The organism is Paraburkholderia sp. GAS41 (assembly GCF_050436545.1).
Taxonomy (GTDB): domain Bacteria; phylum Pseudomonadota; class Gammaproteobacteria; order Burkholderiales; family Burkholderiaceae; genus Paraburkholderia.
This window is the reverse complement of the sequence record NZ_JBNDMK010000063.1, coordinates 1-3926: the sequence shown is the minus strand read 5'-3', so window position 1 is coordinate 3926 and position 3926 is coordinate 1. Positions and strand designations below refer to the sequence as shown.

The following is a 3926-nucleotide window of genomic DNA, read 5'->3' as shown; positions in this document are numbered from 1 at the left end:
CGGCAGTCGGCGACACGAAATAGCCGGAACGCGGGCGCGCTTTAATCATGCCCCGATCTTCGAGCAGGTAGTAGGCACGAAATACCGTCGCCGGGCTCACGTCCCAAGCCTTGCACGCCGCGCGCACCGAAGGGATACGCGCGCCGGCTGGCAGATCACCGCGCTTGATGAGCTCACTGATTTGGTCGGCTAACCGCTCGTACCGTTTCAACTTGTTCTACTCACAGAAAGCACCATTGCGGGCATCGTACCCGTCCAGCTAGCACACACACCGGCATTGCCGAGCTAGCCAGCAAGCCAATTCTTTAAATAAGGGCGCGCAGGGGTACTGCGCACTTGGACTGTATCCTCCGGCCAGATACTTTTGGCGTCCTGCCCGGCACATCCGAAATCAATGCATCACGGGCGGTTGTACATCGCATTCCAGTCCGCCTTCGTCACTGCCGGGCGTCCTGCTTCCGACGGACCAATCAGTACACCGCCGTAGCCGCTTGCGGCGCCGTTCTGCGCAGCAACCTTGGCTTCAGCAACCTGAATTGCTTCGGCGTAGTGCGCGTTGTCGCCATCACCAACGTGATAACCAGCCTTTTCCAACTGGACCAGTTCGGCGCGTACCTGTGCACGGGTGATAGACGCGTTCGATTGCGCGAACGAGATGACCGGAGCGGCAAGGGCAGCGGCAACAACAACGGCTTTAATAAGGGACTTCATGATGCGAACAGCCCTGTTCGTAAGCCAGTGATCACAGTCTAGATAAGCCAACGCTTAAAATTAAGCACTGTCTCTGCAGAAGATTGTTCCTGGATTTGGGTAAGCGCGGCGAGGTCCGCGTCGATGCTTGACAGAAAGGTTGTGGTGCAAAGATTTAGCGCGAAGCGGGCATGCAACTGCAATTGAACTGGGCTCGCACACGGCATGCAGGACGGTCCTCACCGGCACTGGGAATCGTCTCGACGGTCGTTGAAGCCGCGGTGGCCGTTCTCCCTTTGCGGTAGACGACCGGCCATTCGATTAGCGGCACGCCGTATTTCGCCAGCAAGCTGACGAGTGCTTCCTTCCTTTAATCGGAGAGTGTCGCGCCTGTTGGCTGGTGCAGCGTCGTCATGAACCAGCAAACCCGTACTTGATGCTGCCGCAACACCGCCGCTAATACCCCGAGGTCGAGTCCACGGTGCGGATCGACGGGTATTTCGACGGTTTTCAAACGCAGGCGCTTAACCGCATCTTGCACCGCATGGAAAGCGGGCCGTTCGATTGCAATGGTGTCGCCGGGCCGCGTCAGAACCTGTAAGCAGAGTATCAGTGCATCGAGCGCGCCACTCGTCACAACAACCTCTTCGATTGGGACCGTGACGCCCGTGACCGCGTAGCGCAGTGCGATCTGGCGACGTAGGGCTGCTTCCGCCGTTCCCGCCGACAAGGTATTCCGCGAACTGGCCATCATCCCGGTTGCTGCAGTCAAAGAGCGCGAAATTCGGCCAAACGGGAATAGCTGGGCACTCGGCTCCGAAGAGCCAAGTCCCGGATGCGCGCATCGACGTTGAGCCTTCATGAAGCGGATAGTCAGGCTGTCACCATCAGCCTCCTCAATACTGCGCTTTGGAACAATCGCCAGTGATTTCGTCGACGCAGGCCGACTTGCGACGAAATAACCCGACCGAGGTCTGGCGATGATCAAGGCTCGTTTTTCGAGGGTGTAGTATGCGTGGAAAGCGGTTGAGGGGCTCACGCGGTACGAACAGCTCGCCTGACGCACCGACGGGAGCCGCACGCCGGGTTCAAGCGTACCGTTAAGAATCAGGCTTTCGAACTCCGCCGCCAGTTGGCGATAGCGCTTCATTAATATGTCATACTAATTAAATGGAGCTGTCGCGCTTTGCTCCGGGTGCGGTTGCGGGTGGAACACTTCATTCAGAAATTTCGAACCCTCCAGCTGAGCATGGTTGCGGCTCCCTCCCGCTTTGAGGACGTGGCATTGACTGTCTCAATGAACTCTTTCAGCCGGCTTGCGCTTAGTGCGCGGCTATAGAAAAAACCTTGACCAAACTCGGCACGACTCGTCCGCGCAATGTGGTGATGCGCCGCATTCTCGATGCCTTCGACCACGACCACGGCGCCAATCTCATGGCCCATGCGCGTCAATGCGCTGATCTGTCTGGATCGCTCATCAGGATCGTTCGCCAGCACGTTCCTGTCGATTTTCACCATCTCAAAGCTCATCTCTGTCGACAGTTCAAGTCCGACATCAGTGGGACGCACGGCCAAGAGGGCAAAGCGCACTCCTTTTTCACGCGCCTGTGCCATCAGCGGGATTAGACGTTTCTTGAACTTCCTCGCGCTGCCCGCCCCGATCTTTAGTATCAGCGGTGGGACGCCGAGCGAGCCAACGTCGCCAAGGTGCGCGTTGAACCCGGAACTTACCAGGTAAGAAGCGGGAGCGGTAACGCCAACGTAGAGCGATTTTGGAGCGCCGATTTCGCGCAGCTCCTGAGCCGCACGCGATATGACGAATCGCGTCATCGGACCGATCAAACTACTGTCCTCAATGAACTCCATATAGTGAGCCGGGCCCAGCGCGCCGTACTTCTGGTTGTCCCATCGCAACAACGCTTCGACGCCAACGCATCTAGCCCGCCTCACGCTAACGACGGGTTGGTACTCAAGATGGAATTCGCCGCGACGCAGCCCTGCACGCGCAGCACGCAGGAGCGACCTGTCGTAGCGAAGCCATCTTTTGAGCGCCCAGCCGGCAACAACGACCAAGGCCGCCACCACGATCGGCCAGAAAACAAAGGCCAATATGTCCCGTGCCGAGGTGCGCTGCGTAGCAATGGCCGCCGGAGCCTGCACCGGGGCGAGTGTGTCGGCGCCAATCGAAGGCGAGATCGCTTGCGTTTCACAACTGCTACCCGCTGAGCAGTCGGAGGCCGGGATCGCTGGTTGTTGCGGGGACTGCTCCGCCCAGTCGGCCCGTGAGCTGATACCGGCCACTGCGTCAGAAGCCGGAGGCGCGTTTCGTCCTGCCGCCTCCTGGTCGCTGATGTGCCACCGCACTTCCCTGAGCAGCGTCATAACATTCGGCCCCGAAGCGGCCTTTGCAGCAGCAGTTCCGATGGCGACGTCACGCATGTCCTTCAGCGAATCGCAGGTATTCGTTCGCACAGGCATCGGGCCAGCAACCGGTCCGGCAAGGGCGGCGGGAACAACGGGCAACTCCGCAATGGACGCGCAATCTGAACCAAAGCGAATCGCAGGTGCTGGAGGACCGGCAAGCCAGTCCGTCAATTGTTGCCAGACGTTGCGCTCAATCGTAGGAATGGAACCAGAACTGGTGTCGGCCGGACCCGCAAGAGCAGGTGAGGTGCATGTGCAGATGACCAGAACGACTGCCAACGCTGCTTCTGAGGCTCGACGCAGCGTGTTGATGGCACCGCCCCTGAATGTTGATACCGGAAACGCAAATGCCATTGATTTATCGCTAAAGGAATTCAGCTTGAGATGCGTTATCGGTCGAACCGCTATGCGTAGACGAAACATCGATAGAAGTGGAACCGCTCTGCGCCGCACTTTGCCAGCGTGTGGGCGGCCGCAATAGCAGCAGATGGCAAAAGAAACGCCATATCAGATTGGAATGTGGCTATCTTCTAAATGTAGGTGGGCGTTCTGGCGGGACTGACCCGACGCCTGCAATGGTGTGTTCTGCGAGGAGTACGCGTTGAAACGGTACGAGCGCTTGGCCGACCAGCTCAGCGAACTCATCAAGCGCGGTGATTTGCCACCCGGCGCGCGTATCCCTTCGGTTCGGGCGGCGTGCAAGGCATGGAACGTGAGCCCCGCGACGGTATTTCGCGCCTACTACCTGCTTGAAAATCGGGGGGAGATCAGGGCACGCCCGCGTTCCGGCTATTTCGTGTCGCCGACTGCCT

At 58.9% G+C, this 3926-nt stretch carries 5 protein-coding genes; 1 reads left to right on the top strand and 4 read right to left on the bottom strand.

All coding sequences use genetic code 11. From position 1 onward, the window contains the following. The 4 genes from P3T43_RS35335 to P3T43_RS35320 all read right to left on the bottom strand — a co-directional run. A partial coding sequence (locus tag P3T43_RS35335) for a GntR family transcriptional regulator (protein ID WP_429285620.1) occupies window positions 1-211 on the bottom strand: 211 nt, incomplete at its 3' end. A 188-nt stretch (window positions 212-399) separates the two neighbouring features. Further along, the gene (locus tag P3T43_RS35330; RefSeq protein WP_429285619.1) at window positions 400-711 is read right to left on the bottom strand and encodes a DUF4148 domain-containing protein; all 312 of its coding nucleotides are present in this window, start codon (window positions 709-711) and stop codon (window positions 400-402) included. Window positions 712-1060: 349 nt separating this feature from the next. After that, window positions 1061-1840, bottom strand: coding sequence for a PLP-dependent aminotransferase family protein (locus tag P3T43_RS35325; protein WP_429285618.1), 780 nt, complete (start codon window positions 1838-1840; stop codon window positions 1061-1063). Window positions 1841-1911: 71 nt separating this feature from the next. Further along, entirely contained in the window at window positions 1912-3468 is a 1557-nt protein-coding gene (locus P3T43_RS35320; RefSeq protein WP_429285617.1) for an EAL domain-containing protein, read from the bottom strand. Between the two features lie 247 nt (window positions 3469-3715). Here P3T43_RS35320 and P3T43_RS35315 point away from each other — a divergent pair. After that, window positions 3716-3926: GntR family transcriptional regulator (locus tag P3T43_RS35315; protein WP_429285616.1), on the top strand; the 211-nt coding region annotated here is incomplete at its 3' end.

Coding starts and splice junctions, on each gene's coding strand:
- P3T43_RS35330 (WP_429285619.1), bottom strand. CDS start 711: ATGAAGTCCCTTATTAAAGCCGTTGTTGTTGCCGCTGCCCTTGCCGCT.
- P3T43_RS35325 (WP_429285618.1), bottom strand. CDS start 1,840: ATGAAGCGCTATCGCCAACTGGCGGCGGAGTTCGAAAGCCTGATTCTT.
- P3T43_RS35320 (WP_429285617.1), bottom strand. CDS start 3,468: ATGGCATTTGCGTTTCCGGTATCAACATTCAGGGGCGGTGCCATCAAC.